The 19,661-nt window shown below is 29.6% G+C and carries 12 protein-coding genes; 2 read left to right on the plus strand and 10 right to left on the minus strand.

The features are described from left to right. Positions 1–1,298: 1,298 nt before the first annotated feature. The 10 genes from ES045_RS15880 to ES045_RS15925 form a co-directional block, all read right to left on the minus strand. On the minus strand, positions 1,299–1,940 hold the full coding sequence (locus ES045_RS15880; RefSeq protein ID WP_147117263.1) for a DUF6266 family protein: 642 nt from the start codon (positions 1,938–1,940) through the stop codon (positions 1,299–1,301). Between the two features lie 392 nt (positions 1,941–2,332). Beyond that, complete coding sequence (locus ES045_RS15885) at positions 2,333–2,830, minus strand: DUF4468 domain-containing protein (RefSeq protein ID WP_147117264.1); 498 nt, start codon at positions 2,828–2,830, stop codon at positions 2,333–2,335. Positions 2,831–3,849: 1,019 nt separating this feature from the next. Further along, entirely contained in the window at positions 3,850–4,782 is a 933-nt protein-coding gene (locus tag ES045_RS15890; protein WP_189663136.1) for an Abi family protein, read from the minus strand. 319 nt (positions 4,783–5,101) lie between these two features. Continuing rightward, entirely contained in the window at positions 5,102–7,930 is a 2,829-nt protein-coding gene (locus ES045_RS15895) for a type I restriction endonuclease subunit R (protein ID WP_147117266.1), read from the minus strand. Between the two features lie 3 nt (positions 7,931–7,933). Beyond that, a complete protein-coding gene (locus tag ES045_RS15900; RefSeq protein WP_147117267.1) occupies positions 7,934–9,172 on the minus strand; it encodes a restriction endonuclease subunit S in 1,239 nt (412 codons plus the stop codon). A 1-nt stretch (position 9,173) separates the two neighbouring features. Further along, positions 9,174–10,775: a type I restriction-modification system subunit M gene (locus tag ES045_RS15905; protein WP_147117268.1), complete on the minus strand. Its 1,602-nt coding sequence runs from the start codon at positions 10,773–10,775 to the stop codon at positions 9,174–9,176. Positions 10,776–10,879: 104 nt separating this feature from the next. Further along, positions 10,880–13,165, minus strand: coding sequence for a DUF3987 domain-containing protein (locus ES045_RS15910; protein WP_147117269.1), 2,286 nt, complete (start codon positions 13,163–13,165; stop codon positions 10,880–10,882). A gap of 17 nt (positions 13,166–13,182) precedes the next feature. After that, on the minus strand, positions 13,183–13,476 hold the full coding sequence (locus tag ES045_RS15915; RefSeq protein ID WP_147117270.1) for a helix-turn-helix domain-containing protein: 294 nt from the start codon (positions 13,474–13,476) through the stop codon (positions 13,183–13,185). Positions 13,477–13,566: 90 nt separating this feature from the next. Further along, on the minus strand, positions 13,567–14,982 hold the full coding sequence (locus ES045_RS15920; protein ID WP_147117271.1) for a hypothetical protein: 1,416 nt from the start codon (positions 14,980–14,982) through the stop codon (positions 13,567–13,569). Positions 14,983–14,987: 5 nt separating this feature from the next. Further along, positions 14,988–16,205: a site-specific integrase gene (locus ES045_RS15925; RefSeq protein ID WP_147117272.1), complete on the minus strand. Its 1,218-nt coding sequence runs from the start codon at positions 16,203–16,205 to the stop codon at positions 14,988–14,990. A 334-nt stretch (positions 16,206–16,539) separates the two neighbouring features. Here ES045_RS15925 and ES045_RS15930 point away from each other — a divergent pair, with 334 nt between their 5' ends. Continuing rightward, positions 16,540–17,940 (plus strand): hypothetical protein, encoded by a 1,401-nt coding sequence (locus ES045_RS15930; RefSeq protein ID WP_147117273.1) that lies wholly within the window; start codon positions 16,540–16,542, stop codon positions 17,938–17,940. Positions 17,941–18,626: 686 nt separating this feature from the next. Further along, positions 18,627–19,520: a hypothetical protein gene (locus ES045_RS15935; protein WP_147117274.1), complete on the plus strand. Its 894-nt coding sequence runs from the start codon at positions 18,627–18,629 to the stop codon at positions 19,518–19,520. Positions 19,521–19,661 lie beyond the last annotated feature (141 nt).

Consider the following 19,661-nt stretch of genomic DNA (forward strand, 5'->3'; position numbering starts at 1 on the left):
TACGAAATCTGTGTAGAAAAGAGAGGTGATTTTCAATGTTGACGAGATCTATAGTCTCTGCGTATAAAATAACCTTAATCCCCTCTTTTGTGCTTTCTAATTTATATTGTTTAAGTTAACATATTTAGTATAATGCTAAGTTAAGCCGTATATAATTTATTGCTGGCTTCTCGCCTACTTACGAAAGTCCTCGCGGACTTTCTTGGTCGGTAAATATTTACTAAATTAGTTGCTTAAACCACGCAACAAACCATATACAACAACGTTGGCAAAAACTTCGGAAATCACTCAAACCAGATTAATAGTTATTCGAATTTCTGAATTCTGAAACGCTAAAAAAAGGAAAACAAAAAAATGTTTGCGGAATTTTGCCAAGTTTTCGGAAAATAGCAAAATGTGGAATTTACTCAAATTCTGAAAAAATTAAGATTGCGAAATTCAGCAAGTTTGTGAAATTCTCAAAACGCCGAATTTACTCAAACTCTGAAAAACCAAAATTGCGGAATTGAGCAAAATACGGAATTATAAATCTTTGCGGAATACTTACTCAAAATCTGAATTCTGAAAATAAAAAAAAGAAATAAAAATAGAAAATGCTGAAAAATTTTGCAAAAAAAAATATTAAATCGCTTTTGCCAACAACGTGCATAATTTATTGCTTGCGTAGTTTTTCCGTTGGAAAAACTACGCAAACGTGAAAGTCTGGTGTTTTAATTATTTTTTTGCTAAATTTACGCAACAAATCATAAGCACAACAGCGTTGCAAGTAATAGCGGAGATTTCTCAAACCAAATAAATTTTCGTTAGAAATTTATAATTTTTTTATTTCTAAAGTTCGGAGAAATTGGGGAATTATGCAACACTCTCTCGCTAATCAGAATTTTATCAAAAGAAGGAATTTCCAAAATTATGGAATTGGAGTAAATTCGGAATTCAATAGTTTAGCGGAATTTTTAATCATGTAAAAAAAAAGAAAAAAGGTTTCCAAATATCGGAATTCAACAAGTTGTGGAATTGCAAATATTTACGGAATTAAAAGTTTGTGAAAAAAGCTGGAAACAAAAAAAAAGGAAAATATAAAAACCTGAATTGTATGAAAAAAACTACTACTTGCAACACCGTGTTATACTAACTAACCTACACAAGCCTTATATTTAAAGGATTTTAAAACATTGTTTTAAAAAAGGTACAACATAGGTACAACTTTTAAAGAATACAATCAAGTGATCTATAAGCATAAAAAAACCGCTTCTAAATTAATAGAAACGGTTTGTAACGTGTATTTAAACTTAAAACCATTAAGCTGCCGTACCAGAGCCTAAATACACACTATTTGATACTATCTTACCATCAGCAGAAACAAATGCCATAAACAGCTCTACAGTCTCTCCTGCATACGTGTTCGGAATTGTAACAACTTGCGAACCTACAGTTCTATCAGCTCCAGCAAGAATTGAAATTGATTCTTTCTTACTTGGGTTGTAAACTAATACCATTGCTTTATCTGTTGCGTTTGCATTCCCATCTGTAGAATTATCGTCCCAAGCAAAAGAAACTTGACCCGCAGTTGACAAATCCTTTATTCCATTTAAAACTCCAGACAAACCCCCTCTACTTAATAAAGCTAAAGAATAATCAATGATAAAATCAGGTGCTGTACCTCCTACCGCATTATTTAACACATAAGACATCGCAGCATTAAACTCTGTTTTCTTTGTTGCAAAAGCCTTATATCCGATTTTAATAAAATCTTTGTTCGCCTGTAAATACTCCAAAGTAACCCTAAATTTATTACGCTGATTTACCTGCCCCACTGTTCGAGGATTCGCCACGCTCGTTGGCTTAATTCTAATGTAGTCGATACCTTTCCAACTTCCACCAATAATGTTACCAACTTTTCCTGATAACCCTCCTAAAATTCCTTGTCCAATCTTTCCCATAATTATATAAATATTTAAATTAATACTCGCTCGAATTTGGTACGGACTTTATATTGCTTTAAACTTCACTTCCTACTACAATATAACTATAATAATGCCAAATTGTTACTATTTAAACGTGTCATGATGTGTTAACGCTGCGTTTCTTTCGTTTGCTTTTCAGTAGTAGTAAAGAATAATTACAAGACCTTAAAACTGCCATTTTCAGAATGACATATTGTGTGTTTTTTGCTTAGCGATTTGATTTAAAAAAATTTATAAATGACAGATCATTGATACATAAACAGTCTCATTAAATTTTCTTTATTGTTTTTGAAACATAAAAATTCTATACAACAAAAAACCACCTAAAAGTTAAATTAAAGGTGGTTTGCATTTTAAAATAATTTCGGTTACCAATTGTCATTCCTCGATTCCATCTTCATATATTCTTCAAATTCTGTAATTAATACATTCGCTTTAGTAAGAAATAATTCTTTAGTAAAACCATACTCAATTCCCATAGATTTTTGAGAATATATTCCAGAAGGTGCGTTTATTTCAATTCTTGATATATTATCTTTTACCCTAATTGTTATAACTGAATAAAAACTTGCTGTAGATTGAACATATGCACTAGTACTAACAACTCCTGCTCTCATTAGGTATTTCCCCTTAACAATACCAGCTTCTTTATCTTTGAACTGGATGATGCTTTTAGCATCATTAAAACTTTGTACCATCCATTCATTTGCTTTAATAAAATTAGAGTTCTTATTAGATTTAGTTTCTACATTTTTAGTTGCAGGTTCAGGCGTTGGTATTTCTACTCTTGACATTGCACCACAAGACATAAAGACTGTAATAATTAAAAATAATGCAGATACTTTAATATTTTTTTTTACTTTCATTTTGTTATGTTATTTTTTCAAAACTAATAATATACTCTAACATAATTGTTCGGGAATCCGTAACTTAGGATGCGTTTATATGTATCGAACTATTAAGATATCAACAAGAATGCTCACTTTCCATAATTTACCCGTTTTCAAAAATTGAGAATTGCGGATGAATTGCGCGCAAAGGCATTCTCAAATTTTGAAAATGTTAGCCCAATGGCGATTGAATGACACAAAGTGGGTGAAAAAGTTATTTTATATTAAAAAAAATAGTATCTTCATACTTTCTTTTTCATAGCAATTTACCCACCTCTCTACGATGTGGGTTTTTTTTTATAAAAAACTGAATAAAAGTACCTAGTGCGTGGGCAGCAGCGAGAATAAGTGTATAATTTTTTATTTGTTTTGTTCTAACTTCTTGATTGTTTTTGTTAAAAGTGGTTGCTATCTATGCTCTTTTTTAAGAACTAAACTACCTCTACTTATTGCTTTATTTTAAGAAACCTTATGAGCAGCTGCTTTTAGTGAAAACAACTTTACTTCTTTCTTTACAAATAAAACTTTATACTCTTATTGGCTTTTTTTTGATTTTATAGGTGCCTTAGAAATATGCTAAATAATGCTAATTTGTATTTTTTCTTGACTGATTTAATGAAGCCTAAAAGCACTTGTAAAAACAATGCAACATAGCCTACATGTTCTTAATTTATCTATATGTTATTTCTAATTTCCGAGGTGCGCGTTGGATGTGCGGCTATTTTACATAATACCAGTTATAACTACCTGTAGTTTTTACGAAAGAGTATTATAACTTGTGTTATGTAACTTAGCTTTGGGGAGTTTAGTGTTTTATGATAAAAATATTAAAGATTGTTTTTTACAGTTGTATTTGAGTGTACGAAAATACAAGCTTTAAAATGCAAGTACCTCTAGACTATTAAAACGCTAAACTTGCGGAGGTGTGCGGAATAACACAAAAGACAGAGTTTTTTTGCTTTTCGCTAAAAATTGGGTTTTGTGTTGTGGGGGTTTTATTGCCACAAAGGCTCTGTTTTCCAATCATCTGTATAACCTAAAGCCTTTCTATCTACCGAATTGTATTCTGTAAATAAGGCATCTAATTTATCTTTAAACTTATTATTAGGGTTTACGGACTGTATAAGATATTGAACCATACATAAAAGAAAATAAGTACGATGTTTAACATGCATACGATTACCTGTACGAGTATCTATATTGTAAAAATTTGAAATCCAATTTAAAGAGGTTTGAGTTGGTACAGTCGCTTTTATTGTTAAGCTTTTATTCCACAACCTACTGTGGTGCGCACAAGTATTACGAATGTAAACTAATGTATGAAGCCAAGTAGCAAATACATCATCTCTTAAACCAAATTTTCTTGAAATATTTCTTTTCGTTCTACCGCCCTTAAGATTATCATAAATATGTGATAAACTACCAAAAGAACAAACCTCTAAAGCTATCCAACTCGGAGGCAAATCTTCGGTATATTTTTTCTTATACTCTTGAAGAAATAGCTCTTTACTCCTACCAACCTCACCAAATATTTTACTTAAATCTCTCGTATGCTGTGCATGTGATTTAAAATTTTTTGATTCTGATAGCCAAAAAACACCCCAACTATGAGAACACTCATAGGCAATTATAGCTCTAATCGCAACCTCAATTTTTTCAATTTGGCTTAGAATTAAAAGACGTAATTCACGATCAAATTTATATAATTCGAAAGCTTGGTTAAAATGAGCATCCGTTTTAAATTTATGATTCCTTTTAGGATTATCTATTAAGGTATACCAATAACCCGATAATCTGTAATAACTTAATTTTTCTAAAAGATGCAATGCTTTTTCTTCACAACCTTCGAATGACAAACCTCTTTCTGATAATTGTTCGAATTGCTGCTGATAAGATAATGGTGGTTTTAAATAACTCTCCTTAGTCATAGCTAAATATAAGGCAAAAAAAAACTTACCCTGAGCGCGCTGTTCTACGGGAAGCGGGGTAAGTATGTTACTGCAAATATACAAAAAAAACATTTACTTAATGGGTAATTATTTTACTAAAAGAATAACAAACTTACTCATATAACTACATTAGGACGGATTTGTTACTAATTATTATCATAAAAATAGTAATTCTTAAAAATAAAAAAACTAAAAATAATTTCAATTTAATTATAAGTTTTTCGACTATTAGGTGAAAAAACATTAAATAAATGTTGATAAATAATACCTGAATTGACGTTCATTTTTTTTCTTCAATTTAATTATCAACACCATTAATAAAAGTCTTTACAAAATCTTTTATTTTTTCTGTTATTCTAGTGCTTATGGATTCTCTTTGTAAAACACTTGGTTGTTTTTCTAATGCTTCAATAACCTCATCTTCGGTTGCCATTCTTCCTGTGAAAAGAAAATCGTTTATGATGTCTTCTACTTTATCTTGTTTTAATGATTCTGCTGTACTTAATTCTTGTAAAGCTTTTTTAGTTTCTTCTTGCCAATAGTTTTTAAATTCTTCTTCAATAGTTTCACTATCATTTATTTTTGGAAGATTATTTTGAATGAACTTTTCTATCAAAACTCTTTTACTTCTTAACTCTGATTCACCAGCAATTAAATCTATAATTTGTTTTTTCTGTTTTTCTTGGTCTTTTGGTTTCGCATCTTTTAATTGTGCTAATAATTTCATTATGTAAGCGACATTAATTTCATCACGATGTATTAATTCTAATTCAAAATCAATTTCATCTAAAATAGATACTGTTTCTTTTTGATTGTTTGTTTTTATCTTATCATACAAGTCTAAATACTTACTTGTGTAATCTGCAAACTCTTGGTCTTTCATATAAGTATCATCAAATGTAAATTCGATAAATGATGATAATATATTTTTTAAGCGCATGATTTCTCTAAATGCTTTAGCAAACTCTAATTCATCTTCTTCTGTTACTAAATCACTTACACTATCAACCGTTGGTGCTATACCCATTAACACTTTATAAGCTTCATTAAATTTCTTTACCTGCTCTTCATAAGGTGCAATTATAATCGTTTCTTGTGCGTTTTTATCTGAAAACAATGCAATAGCATCATCTGTGTTTTGTTTTAGATTGCGAAACGCTAAAATATTACCTTGTGATTTCTTTTCGTTTAAGATTCTATTTGTACGTGAATAGGCTTGTATTAAACCGTGATAGTTTAAATTTTTATCCACATAGAGTGTATTTAAGGACTTACTATCAAAACCTGTAAGGAACATATTAACTACTAATAATATATCAATCTGTTTATTCTTAACTCGCTTAGAAATATCCTTTTTATAGTTTAGAAATGCAACACCATCTTTAGTAGAATGTTTAGAACCAAATTGTTGATTGTAATCTGCAATAAATTCATCTAACTTATCTCTTGTGTGTTTGTTTACAGGTTTATCATCATTTACATCTTCTTCTTGTATTTGACCATTTGCATCTTTATCTTCTTCATTTACATTATAGGAAAAGATTGTAGCAATATTTAAACGATGTTCTCCAGCTTCTTTTTTAGCTTTTAATAGGTCGTAATATTTAATTAGAATATCTACGCTACTTACACAAAATATTGCTGTAAACGTTCTGTGATGCGTTTTACGATTGTGATTTGCTATAATGTAGTTTGCAATGGTATTTAGATACTCATCACTTTCATATACTTCTTGTTTGTTTATGTCCTCTACTTTAGTTTCATCTACATCACCTTTAGATTTAAAAACATTGTAATATTCTATTGAGAATTTTAAAACATTTTCATCTCTAATGGCATCTGTAATTACGTATTTATGCAAACACTCGTGAAATAGGTTTGCGGTTGTTTGTTTGATGCTCTTTTTACTGATGGCATTTTTTACAAATATTGGTGTTCCTGTAAAACCAAATAATTGATGATTGGTAAAAAAGCTCACAATACGCTTATGTGTATCTCCAAATTGAGAACGATGACATTCATCAAAAATAAATACTATTTTTTCATCCTTTAGAGCTTCTATTTGCTTTCTGAACTTTGCTTTTGATATTGCAGAATTTAACTTTTGAATCGTTGTAACTAATAAAGGTCTGTTATTATCTAAAAATTGACTGATCAACATTTTTGTATTCTCTGTACCATCAATACTGTCTTTATCAAACGCTCTAAATTCTCTTACGGTTTGATCGTCTAAATCTTGCCTATCTACTACAAATACTACTTTTTTAATTTTAGGATTATGTGTTAATATTTGACTTGCTTTAAATGATGTTAGTGTTTTTCCTGAACCTGTGGTATGCCAGATATATCCGTTTTTATCAGAATTTTTTACTCTGTCTATAATAGCTTCTACTGCATAAAATTGGTAAGGACGCAATACCATTAATATTTTATCGCTTTCGTGTAAAACAATATACTTGGTAATCATTTTAGCAATATGACAAGGCTCTAAAAATATGCTTGCAAACTTATCTAATTGCGTTATTTTTTTATTCTTTTCATCACCCCAAAACGATGTGAATTTAAAACTTTGTTTTTGACTATTTGCATAATACTTGGTGTCTACACCATTACTAATTACAAATATTTGCACATAATTAAATAAGGCATTATTTGATGCAAAGGATTCTTTTTGATAGCGTTGTATTTGATTAAAGGCTTCTTTTAATTCTATACCTCTACGTTTTAATTCTATTTGTACTAATGGTAAACCATTAATAAGAATCGTTACATCGTAACGGTTTTCACGTTTGCCATTTATAGTAATTTGATTGGTTACTTGGAATTGATTTTGACACCAAAAATCTTGATTGATAAACTCAATATATGCCTTCTCTCCATTGTCTTTTTGAAGCACATATTTATCTCGTAAGGTTTTGGCTTTATCGAAAATATTACCTTTAGAAAGGTGGATGACTATTCTATCAAACTCAGCAGCTGTAAATGTAGTTTTATTATGCTTTTCTAATTGTGATTTAAGATTGCTTACTAAGTCCTCTTCTGTTTTTATAACAACAGATTTATGGCCTAATGCTACTAATTGGCTTATTAAATTATTTTCTAATACTTGCTCTGGTTGTGTTGTCATAATCTATACAAACATCTTTTGTAATAATCCTTTTTTAAAGTTTTTGCTATTTTCTATGTTGTTATTTAAAGCTTCTATTTTTAAATCTAACTCTGATAAGAAATTGGCTATTTTGGTTTGTTCTGCCACATTCGGCAAACTAACCTTAAGTTTTACAAATGCCGATTTAGAAATATTATACCTCGTACTACCTTGTGCTAAAGGAATCATTTTTTTTCTAAAATTTGTACTTCTAAATAGAAACTGACTAAATGCAGGATATAAGTCTAATTGATTTACTCTAAAACCAAAACAAAAACTATTAAGATACATTTCTTCAATATTATCTAACAACACAGATGCAGTACCTATTTCATTTGGTGTTTCTGATGAAGTTGTAAAAAAAACATCACCATATTGAACTTTAGTTTGTTTATCTCTAATAGTAATATCAACTAAGCCACAATTATTAATATTGATTTTAGAACTATCAAAAATTTGCTTGTATTGAATATATGGCTTACCACTACCAAAATTTTCTTTAGTCTTACCTGTTAAACCGTTTAAGGTACTTCCTAAATCCCCCAACTTCTTAATCTTCCATTTAGGATAATAATTACCATCATCATCTTTAAACCTTAATTCTTGATGAAAGATTTTTTGCATGATGCCTTTTTTGTATTGCTCTAAAAGGGTTTTCTTTTTGGTTAGTTTGGTAATTTTATCATCTACATCTGTAAGGAATGCTGCTATTGTTTGTTGTTCTGGAAGAGATGGGATATTTAATTTTAATTTACCTATAGCTTTTAAAGATAGAAAAGGCTGTGCTCCACCTGATGAAATTTGATGTCTTAATCTATCACTATTACGTCTTTGAACTTGAGCAAAAAAGCTTGAATATATTTTTTCTTTGTTAGGTTTTATTAAAGCAACATTTTTTAAACTAAATTCATAATTCACATTTACCATTGCAGATGTTGCAGTTCCAGCACCAATGTTCACCATCAATAAATCCCCAAATTCAGGATTACATCTTTTATATATTTTATTATGCTCTTCTTCTGAAAGGTAATAACAATTATCAAAATCTATTTTACCATCTTTAACGTGTATGGCTGTTAAAAATGGAATCCCTTCTTTTATTGGTTTAGGTGTATCGTGTGTACCATCAGTTATCTTATTAGCTATTTTTGATATAATTACTTTTTCCCATTTACCTTGAAAATTAGGAAACCTCAATTGTGGTATTAATTGCTTTTCCATATTAAAAAGGTGTTTTAATTTTTAACGCCTTGCAATAGGAAGCAATACGTTTATCTGTTTCTGCCAACTCAATATCTAATGCTTGTATTTCTTCTGCAACTGCATTAATATCAATAGGTGCTGCTTCTTCAAAGGTATCTACATAACGAGGTATGTTTAGGTTGTAATCGTTACCTGCTATTTCTTGTAACGTTGCTCTGTGGCTGTATTTATCGGTAACCGTTCTATTAGCATAGGTTTCTACAATTTGGTTGATATGCTCTGGCAATAATTTATTATCTTTTCCTTTCTTTTCAAAATGACTAGATGCATCAATAAATAATACATCTTCATTCGCTTCTCTACATTTTTTAATGACTAAAATGCACGTTGGTATGCCTGTACCAAAAAAGATGTTTGCAGGCAAACCAATTACGGCATCAATGTAGTTTCTATCTTCTATTAAATAACGTCTTATATGTGCTTCACTACTTCCTCTAAATAATACTCCGTGTGGTAATACCGTTGCCATGATGCCGTTTTCATCTAAATGATGAATCATATGCTGTACAAATGAAAAATCTGCTTTTGTTTTAGGTGCTAATTTTCCATACTGACTAAATCTATCATCTGTAGCAAAAATACCACTTGCAGACCACTTAGCAGAAAATGGTGGGTTTGCAACTATGGCTTCTGCTTTTAATTCAATATCTGCGTGTTGTGGTTCTTCTAAAGTATCTCCTTGCTTTATATCAAATTCACGATAATTTACATCGTGTAAAATCATATTCATACGTGCTAAGTTGTAGGTAGTACGATTTAATTCTTGTCCGTAAAACATCCCCACATCCTCTACTTCTTTTGCTACACGTAATAAGAGTGAGCCACTTCCACAGGTTGGATCATATACAGATTTCAAACGCTTTTTACGAGTAGTAACAATTTTTGCTAATATGGTAGAAACTTCTTGAGGTGTGTAAAACTCACCCGCTTTTTTACCTGCACTTGCCGCAAACTGACCGATTAGAAACTCGTATGCATCGCCTAATAAATCACTATCATTATCTTCTAATTGAAAATCAATTTCATCTAAATGTGTTATAATTTTAGCAATGGTTTCGTTTTGAGCCTTTACGGTTCTTCCTAATTTACCAGACGTTAAATCTAAATCTTCAAAGAGTTTTACAAAATCGTCTTCAGATTCTGTACCCATGGTACTCTGCTCAATATTGGTAAGAATACGCTCTAAATCTTCAATAATAAAGAACTGTTTAGCTTCATCATTATCGTTGGTTACTATTTCTGAAAGGTTATTCCCTTTTTGAGCTATAGACGTAAATAATTCACTTGGTTTTAAGAAGTAGCCCAACTCTTTAACACAGGCTTTTTTAACAGCTTCTACGTATATTTTACCATTTTCTGAATTTTCATCTAACTGCTCGTAAGTTAAATTGTCTGGTGCTAATATTTTATTGGCGTATAGGTGTAACTTCTCTGAAAGGTATTTAAAGAATATAAAGCCTAAGATGTAATTTCTGTAATCGTCGGCATCCATTTTACCTCTTAACAAGTTAGCAATAGCCCATAGTTGTTTTTCGAGTAGTTTTTTTTGTTCTTCTGACATTGATAATGTTTGTTTGTTGCAATTTTTTAAGATGATAAAAATAGCACTATTTTAAATAGTAAGCCATACGAGGGATGCGGTATTTGAGGGAAATGAGGGAAGTTTTACTTAAGCCCCTCACTTTCCGCAGTTCCCTTACTTTTCTCTTTTGATGGATTGTAGTAAAACCCCTGTGATTCTCTTATTATAATATTGTCTTTACACAATTTTGTAATATACCTTTCTGCTGATTTTTGTGGAATCTTAAAACTTGCAGCTTTGCTATAATAGTCTTGTGTTGTAAAACGCACTGGTAAGCTTTCTATAAATTGCTCTTTACTATTCTTGTATTCAATTTTTGTTTTGTCTATTGGTAAACTTGAATACACTTTACTACTATGCTTACTTAAAACCTTTATAATTGTTAATGTTGATTTAAAATCTTCATCGGAACAATATAATTCTGCTGATATATCGCCTGTTTCTAAAACACGTAATACTGTAAATATCATACTTATTCTAAATGCTATAATTCCTAATCGTTTTACAGTCGCATCATAATCTAAAGGATTGATATTTAAATAATATAGATTTAAATCTGGAAAGAACTTTAAAAATTCTTCTTCCTGTGTTTCTGTATATGAAAACTTTATTGGTTGATTTGATTTTAATGTTTTATACAACTCAAAAAATTGTTGTCCTAACACATCGTAATACTCATTTAAACCGTTTTTAGATTTGTTAGCAAATACATTTCTCCATTTAGTACTACCAGGCATTTGATAAAACATAAAACGACTGAATAAACCATTTTCTGCATTAGGCATTAATGACAACACTTGTTTTGGTGTACCGGTTAATACACAAGATAAACAAGGTTCTTTCATTTCTACATATTCGCGCTCTGTTTTACGATAATAAGATATCGGTTCGTGATGAAATGCGTTTCTAAAACCATCTGAATAGTCGCCATAATCTTTTGTAAAGTTCTTAGCTAATGTATCTGCTTCGGTTTCAAAAATTAATCCTTTTCCTTTGTTCTCATTTAACAATTGAAACATGCCTGATGAACTATTATTTGCAGGAATGTATAACATTTTTAAAGGTGGCTTTTGTGGTTTCTTTATTGTTTCGTCTTTTTTACTATGCTTATTATACAATGCTAATTGCTTATTATATTCTTCTTTCATTAGCTTTGTTTCTTCTTGCATACTGTTATGAATAGGATTTACTAAACGTTTACAGAATTTTATTTTCCCTTTTCCAGAAGCTGCTGGTGCTGTTACAAATAGAAATAGATTAGGGTATATTTTATCACCATCATAAATACCATACAACTTTGGTAAACACGCACTAATTGTTGTTATCGAACCTAATATCATTAAATCTTTTTCTTGATCTGTACTAGAATGTTTCACCATATCTTGTAGTAACTGCGGAAGTTGAGGGATTAAGGAAGTTGAGAAAGTTGGACTACTTTCAAACTCTTTTTTTAACTTTTCTTCTTTAACGTTTAATACTTCTTTCTCAATAGGTTCTTTAATTGGTTTTATGTTATTTTGATGTGCGATATAGTAAAATGTAGAAATATTTACTCCTGATCCTTTTGCTTTTAAACAGTTTGAAAATTGAACATCACATTCTTTGTAATTGTATTTTTGATGGAATTTGCTTATTCTGTGATAATAGTCTCTTCCTGTTTCTCCGTATTCTTCTGAAATTGCAAAACCTAAGTTTCTCCACGTTTCATAATTACCTGTTACATCTGTTGCTGTTTGTTCTATTTCTTTTATGTAAATTTCAATATTATTACTTATTGGATTGTTTTGGACTGTTGATAGTATCGCTTCTTTTTGTTTTATTTCTGTTTCAAAAGTTGCCGCATTTTTATTGACAAAACAATCTTCATCATAAGACACAAAACACAATCTACAAATATCGCTTCCAGAAGTATCTATATCAATATTTAAAGCCTGCTCGTAATAATCAACAACTTGCTTGTAGGCTTCTTTATGATGCTCTTTTTGTGTATTTATTTTCACGATTATCTTTACTCCTTTACCGCTTGGACTTATAAAAGATGCAAAAGTATAAGGAGCTAATCGTGTGAGATTTGTAATTTCCTTAAGTTGAACAGTTGAAAGTTTATCAATATCTAAAATTACATATTGACTATAATTTTTAATCTTATCTACACTTCTCCCATTGGTAAATGTACCTGATACTGTAAAGGCTAATAATTGCTTTTTTAGTTCGTTTGCTGCTTCATTGTCATCATTATTAATTAGGTGTCTTATATCGCTTATTTTAGCTTTATAAGTACCTTTTTTAATATTATTAAGGATTTCTTCTAAAGGTGTATCCTCAACCTTTGTTGTAAAATTTTTGAATACTGATACGGTCTTTTTCATAACTTGGTTTTTTAGGATTAATAGTTTCTTTTTTTGTTAGAGAATGCTGCTTTGTAGTTTTTATCTAAAAGCTTTTTTACATCGCTCATTCTGTAATAGATTTTAGAACCTATTTGAGAAAAAGACACGATTCCTTCATCCCGCCAAGTTTGGGCAGTGCGTTTGCTAATATTCATTAGCTGAATAAATTCTTGATTGTCTAGAAAAGTTGCTTCTGGAGTTTTTGAAGTTTCTTCTAGTTTTACGTTTAAACTATCTAAACGATTTACTAATTCTGTGTACTGTTCTGATGTTAAAATTACTGCATTCATTATGGTATCTATTTTAAATTATACCGCAAGATTGCATGAATGATAATACGTTATAAGGCCGTCCTTATAAAACCTTATAATAGAAGTTATTTAATTAAATGGATTCTCTTTTATGTACTCTTTTGCCTCTTTATGAACGTTTTTAGCTGTATCGTGATAATCAAGTTTTGATTTCAATTCTAAATTAATCTCTTTGGCTATTATTATACATAAATTATGCAAGCCTAATTGAGGTAAAATATTATTATCCATCAATGCCTCTACAACACCTCTTAACACGCCCTTTTTACGCTCGGTTAACACCGATTTTCTTTCACTATTTATAGCACCAAAGTGCTCTAGTATATTATAAATGTATTCTCTTTTTGACTTATTGGTAATCACTGTTTTAAAAGTATTTTCTTTTTTTTGTAGAAGTGAAACAGTATCTCTTTTAGTGCTAGAGAGGATTTTTAATTCATCTAGGTATTTCATAAAGAAACCTGCAACAAAAGTTGTCGAATAAGTAGATTTACCTCTTTCATAAATAATAAAATCACTTAAAATTAATTTATCCCTAAGTAAATTATCATACTCCAAAAGCACTTCTTTAGATTTAGAAAACCCAAAGATATTTTTAAGTCTCTTTATTGTTATTTTTGAAGTATCTCCTTTAAAAAAATTTTCTATAAGCTCTTTATGGTTTTTTATTAATTCATTTTTATTTGAAGTTTCTAATTCCTGAATATCTTCAATTTCTGAATCAACTGTATTTTTAATAAACTCGTTAAATAATTTTATTTGTAATTTTTCTATGTCTTCTATTTTCTCACCACCTAATTTTAGGTTGTAAATTTCTGCCCAATGATCTGTTCTCTTGTTTCTAAATATATCCATATATTCCACAGTACCATCTACCCATTTTTGAATGTATTCTTTTTTCCTATTTGGTCTTAAGTCTAACAATCCATTTTCTACAGTTACTTTTGGCTTATCAAAGATTAAAAAAACGCCGTACAATAAAATGTCTTCTATAAATTTTATAACATCATTATAGTATTTTAAAAAAATGTTTTTACTTTCATTTTTATTGAGTTCTGCTATTTTTAATGTTTTATCAATTTCTTTTATTTCTTCACTAACCTGGGCTGAATAAAAAGTTATACCAAATAATAAAAATAATTCGTTCTCTGAGTGTATTTTTGTTCTTGGGTTTATGATGCCTTCTTCTAATTCTATTTTTATTAAATTTATTAGTTTACTATAAATAACTTTTGCTTCCGCTTTAGATATTTTCTTCTTTTTGTTTCCCTCTAAAAAAACCATTTTATATCCTGCAGAAACATAATTCGTTACAGCTTCATCTAATATATTTAAACTACTATAACTAGAGAATAGCAAATCTCTAGCTTTCGTTAATCCTTTTTGAAGTTCGTCTTTACTTGCTTTTTCTTTCTTTATGATATTGCTTAAAAACTGTACTTCTTTAAGTGTAGTTTTAAAGCTATCATATACAATTTCTTTCATATTTTTTAATTGATGTATTTATCTACTGCATTATCTAACTCACTACTTATTATTTTTGCATATACCTGCGTTATTCCAATATCTGAATGGTCCATTAATTTTGATACGTGTTCTATTCGCATTCCATTATTTAATGCCCTAGTTGCAAATGTGTGTCTGCTTAAATGAAATGATAAATTAAAAGGTAATTCTAATTGTTTTCCCATTTTATTAAGATACATACTACTTAATGCTATCGCTCTACTTGTTACCAAACTTCTATGTTCTTTGTCTGTAAAATATTCTTCATTAATAGTCGTAAAAGGAAAAATAGTGTCTTCTTGTTTTTGGTCTTTTTGCTTGTAAATTTCTAAAATATCAATTGCTTTTTGACCAATTTTCACACTATGCTGTCTACCTGTTTTTCTTATGATTTTTGTTATTCTAGAATTTTTCTTATCGTAATTATTCCATTTTAATTCTAACACATCACCAAACCTTAAACCTCCAGAGAAAACAGAAAAGATAAACATATCTTTTATAATTTGCGCCTTGTAATTATTAGGAACTTCTAAATTAATAAAACTTTCTAATTGTTCGGCTGTTAAATAGCGCCTTGTACTCTTTTCTTTTTTAACCGTAAACTTGTTGAAGGGAAATAAATCTAAAGGTATTAAATCTTCTCTCTGCGCTTCTCTGAACATTATTTTCATCACCTTTAAAGAGAAATTTATGGTTGTGTTATTGTTCCCCATTTTAGAACTGCAATAGGATGCGTACTCTTTTAATGTAGTTACTGTAATATCTTCAAACATTAATTCACGATGCCCAACAAAAGTTTCAAACTTTTTTAAATATGCTTTATAGGTTTTGTAAGTTGAGTATGCTAAAGTATCTTTTTGCTTTTCGCAACGATTATCTGAATAGTCAAAAAAGTTCGTTAAAGGTTTTCCTTTTATGGCCTCTTTTAATTTTCTCGCTGAAGTAGATAGGTTTTTTCTTTCTAAATCCGCAACCTCTCCTTTTGCGTCTGCAACCTTTTGAGAAATATAAGCGTTCAGTCTTGTAGAATTACTGTGATTCTTCTTTACTTTTTGTCTATCTTCATCCCACTCATTAGGATTCAATTTTAAACTTAATGAAATGAATTTAGTTTTACGGTCTTTGATAACTCTTAAATAAAGAGGAGCTTCTCCAGATTTATCTAATTTGTTTTTTCTTAAAATTAATTTTATTGAAGACATAAAGTATTGGTTTTAAGGAATGCATAACAACGCAACCGAATACTAAGGTACAACAATAGGTACAACAAAACTAGCTTTTAATTGCTTTTTGCTACGTTGCATTACATTAACAAAACCTCTATAAGCATTGTATCTATTGAGTTTTAATAAAATAAAAAGAAAAGTAGTGCAACTATTATATAACACCGTGTATAAAAAATTGCTTATTTTTAGCTTAACCGAAGGCAGTTGCATTTTTACTCACTTCAATTTTCCTGCGGAAAATAGCCGTTCATAAAAATCGCAACTTTCCATAACACAACAAAGTTGTGTGCCATATAAAGATACCCGATTAATGAGAATAATAATACTTATGACTTTACTTTTTCTAACTCAATTCAGCTTTGGACAAGCAAGCCGAAAAGAAATGGCTGAATCGAAAATATATGTTCGAGCAACATATTTTGACCAAAATAATGAGATTATCGGACTTCAAGTTAGAACGGATTTTAAAGACACTTTGATAGAAAATCGGAATTTCCTAAAATTCAAAACGGAAGACTTTACCGACTATTCTGATATTGAAAAAACTGACATCTATTACGAATCTTTTAAAGATGGTAATTATATACTTCTTAACCGAACTCTTCAAACCGTTCACAATATCGACTACAATAAGACTAATGAACAAATAGCTACCCTTTTTGGAGAACAAGTAAAAACGTCCCTCGAATTTATCGATACAAGAAGAAGCTATCCAAGAGACAGTTTAGTAGCGACAGATAAAACCCCAAGAAAATATTTTAAAACAGAAAATTCAGAGATTTATGCATTATTAATACCTGCCTTGAAAACATTAGCAGTTTCGAGTGACGGACAGTTTTATACAAAACAACTTTTCGGAGACAATTATAATGACATATCAGAAGGTATTAAAAACAACTTCCAAACCAACAACAGATTTGATATCCAATCAGGAGACGAAATTCAATTGTTTTATCGCAGAAAATGGTACAATGATTCAACAGGAATTGCCGAATACCAAGACAAGCAATTTAAAAATGTTAAATACATTGGAGATACTATAGTTGACGGCAATAAGTCACTAAAAATGGAAATTGAAGGTTACAACTATTTGAGCGGTTCAAAAGAAGATACTGAAGAATTTTTGATTCAAGTTTCAGATAGTGGATATTATTCCGGAAATCAATTTATTCCATTCAAAGACTACAAAACCGAACTTAAAATCATTGGGCAGAACGGACAAAAGAGTTTTTCCCTTCAAGGTGTGAGTAAAGACACAATCAATGGATTTACCTATGAAAAAATAGTGCAAGCAACATCTGACCCTTATCGATATTTTATACTTCCGTTTTTTCCTATGCCATTTGTGGAGTTCGGTAATGTGCAAGGAATAATTACTTATTCAAAAATCAAAGGAATTGAAAAAGGAACTAAAAGAGAAAGAACCTATATAACAGACGAAAATAACATTAGAGATATTTCCAGCGTGTCGGATAGAAAAGTGGAAATAGAAATCTACTTTTTAGACAAACTTGATATCGATATTGAAATAAAAGATTATGAAACTGATGAAATTATCGGTTCCTTAAAGTTCAAATCCAAGAAAGGAATAAACTCATTTATTATAGAGACAGACAAATTAGAAAAAGGAAAATCATATAGCGTTCAGATAAACTATAAAGGAGACAATAATTCGGGAAGTTTCTCGAACGGATTTAAATCAAAACATTAATGAAATACGGCACACAACAATGTATATAAAAAATAGGCGAAACAGTAATAAATTCAAGGCTTTTGGCTCCTGTCAAAGTTTGTGCTTAACCGAAAGTTTGGTGCTTCGAAATCGCCTACTTTTCATATACTGAACGTTGGCTTCAATGCCGAAATCCTGCTAAATATCAACTTTTTAGTTTTTAAGAAAAGTAGGAGTATTCGGAATATTCTCAAAAAAAACGAAAATTTATTTCGAAAAAATTGGTTTTTTAATATTGAAATTTGCGAATTAATTGCTTGTGAAAAAAGCTGAAAAATCAGAAAAAAACATTTGCGAATTTCCTCAGAAAAACGAAAAAATTAAAAAGTAGAATTTAATAACAAAACACAAAAGTCGGCGGAATTTTCTCAGAAACGTAAAAGCTGAATTTCTCAGAAAAACGTGAATTGAAAATTGTTGCGGAATTACCAAAATTTATGAAAAATCCAAAATATGAAAAAGTGAGAAAACGGAATTTGCGAAATAATTATAAAACCGAATAAATTATAAAAAGCACAAAAGCCAACAACGTGTAAGAAAAATTGCTAAATTTGGCTAAAGCGAAAGTTATTGCTTTTTTGCCGGCTTCCGATTTTCCTTTGGAAAATCCTCGCCCACAAAAACGCAACTTTCCTTATACAAAACCGTTGGGTAACATATAACGAATGAAAGAAACATTGTCTATAATAATTATATTTTTCACTTTTTTTGTAGGTAATTCTCAAGAAAGAGAAATTGAAAAAATTTACAGTGATTGCTATTTTAAAGCAATGCCTGAAAACGGAAAAGAAATTAAAAAAATTCATAAAACTTACGAAAAACTACTTATTTCAAAAGGAATTTTAGCCAATAATTCTGGAAAAAGTTACTATGATTTATTTAAGAAAGTAATGGCTGAAAAGTTTGTCGATAATAAAACAAACTTTTCGCTTATTGACTCAATCAATAAACTTAATTATTCAGATTTAATTCATTCAAACATAAAATGTACTGAAAAAATTAAGACTTTAAAAAAGTATAAAGATTCGAATACGTTTTTACTCGAAAAAAGAATGGATTCGATAAAAGAAGATTTTGACTCTGAAAAAGTTTCTGAAATTTTTATAAAAACCTTTGACCAAAAAGATTTTAAGATTGAATATTACAAATTGAGAGCTTTATTAGTTTTAGAAATGAATAAATCTCTCTCTGTAATGGGAATAGGAAAACCTAAATATTCTATAGAAAGAATTGAGAGTTCTTTAAGTATTTCTTTTTCAAAAGAAAATTTGACTTATATAAATGGCGAAAAAACTTCAAAAACGGCATTGGAAAAAATTGTAATCGATTATTTGTCAAAAAATAAAGAGAATTCGCTAATTAGTATAAAATCAAGCAGAAAATCTCTTTATGGAGAATATTTAAAACTTATTGAGAATTTGGAATTAATCTTCTTAAATTTCAAAAATAAAATTTCAACTCAACGTTTTAGTAAACAGTTTGAAAGTTTAACTAAAAATGAAAAAGATGAAATTGAAAGAGAATATTCGTTTGAAATTTATGATAAAGATCCTGAATAAAAAATACGTTACCCAACAAAGTACTGTGGTAAAAAACAAGTAAAATTCACTTAATTTTTCACCAACACACTTCTGAAAGTATCGTCATATATTAACCCAGATTTGGCGATTGCAAATGCCTGTTTTAAAAGCTTATTACAA

The organism is Polaribacter sp. IC073, from assembly GCF_007997075.1.
Classification (GTDB): Bacteria; Bacteroidota; Bacteroidia; order Flavobacteriales; family Flavobacteriaceae; genus Polaribacter.

Coding starts and splice junctions, on each gene's coding strand:
- ES045_RS15880 (WP_147117263.1), bottom strand. CDS start 1,940: ATGGGAAAGATTGGACAAGGAATTTTAGGAGGGTTATCAGGAAAAGTT.
- ES045_RS15885 (WP_147117264.1), bottom strand. CDS start 2,830: ATGAAAGTAAAAAAAAATATTAAAGTATCTGCATTATTTTTAATTATT.
- ES045_RS15890 (WP_189663136.1), bottom strand. CDS start 4,782: ATGACTAAGGAGAGTTATTTAAAACCACCATTATCTTATCAGCAGCAA.
- ES045_RS15895 (WP_147117266.1), bottom strand. CDS start 7,930: ATGACAACACAACCAGAGCAAGTATTAGAAAATAATTTAATAAGCCAA.
- ES045_RS15900 (WP_147117267.1), bottom strand. CDS start 9,172: ATGGAAAAGCAATTAATACCACAATTGAGGTTTCCTAATTTTCAAGGT.
- ES045_RS15905 (WP_147117268.1), bottom strand. CDS start 10,775: ATGTCAGAAGAACAAAAAAAACTACTCGAAAAACAACTATGGGCTATT.
- ES045_RS15910 (WP_147117269.1), bottom strand. CDS start 13,165: ATGAAAAAGACCGTATCAGTATTCAAAAATTTTACAACAAAGGTTGAG.
- ES045_RS15915 (WP_147117270.1), bottom strand. CDS start 13,476: ATGAATGCAGTAATTTTAACATCAGAACAGTACACAGAATTAGTAAAT.
- ES045_RS15920 (WP_147117271.1), bottom strand. CDS start 14,982: ATGAAAGAAATTGTATATGATAGCTTTAAAACTACACTTAAAGAAGTA.
- ES045_RS15925 (WP_147117272.1), bottom strand. CDS start 16,205: ATGTCTTCAATAAAATTAATTTTAAGAAAAAACAAATTAGATAAATCT.
- ES045_RS15930 (WP_147117273.1), top strand. CDS start 16,540: ATGAGAATAATAATACTTATGACTTTACTTTTTCTAACTCAATTCAGC.
- ES045_RS15935 (WP_147117274.1), top strand. CDS start 18,627: ATGAAAGAAACATTGTCTATAATAATTATATTTTTCACTTTTTTTGTA.